At 72.2% G+C, this 475-nt stretch carries 2 protein-coding genes; both read left to right on the top strand.

Annotated elements, in window-relative coordinates; genetic code table 11:
- A partial coding sequence (locus AB4039_RS42445; RefSeq protein ID WP_442273335.1) for a phosphoadenosine phosphosulfate reductase domain-containing protein occupies positions 1–252 on the top strand: 252 nt, incomplete at its 5' end.
- Between the two features lie 26 nt (positions 253–278).
- A partial coding sequence (locus AB4039_RS42450; protein WP_442273339.1) for an adenylyl-sulfate kinase occupies positions 279–475 on the top strand: 197 nt, incomplete at its 3' end.

Below are 475 nucleotides of genomic sequence, written 5' to 3' on the forward strand. Positions count from 1 at the left end.
CGGGCGAACACGCCGGTGGTGGGCTGGGACGAGAAGCGGCGGAAGGTGAAGGTCTCGCCGATCGCCCGCTGGACCCAGGACGACGTGGACGCGTACGTCGCGGAGCACGGGGTCCTCACGAACCCGCTGCTGATGGACGGTTACGCCTCCGTCGGCTGTGCCCCCTGCACCCGCCGGGTGGCGGAGGGCGAGGACGCGCGGGCCGGCAGGTGGGCCGGGCGCGGCAAGACCGAGTGCGGACTGCACGGCTGATGAACCGAGTTACGGAGACTGAGCTGATGAGCGTGAGCGACCAGGGCGTCACCGTGTGGCTGACCGGGCTGCCGAGCGCGGGCAAGACCACCATCGCCCACGCGCTGGCGGAGCGGCTGCACGCCGGGGGGCACCGGGTGGAGGTCCTGGACGGGGACGAGATCCGCGAGTTCCTCTCCGCGGGCCTCGGTTTCGGCCGTGAGGACCGGCACACCAACGTCCA

This window comes from Streptomyces sp. M-16 (genome assembly GCF_052114405.1).
Classification (GTDB): Bacteria; Actinomycetota; Actinomycetes; order Streptomycetales; family Streptomycetaceae; genus Streptomyces.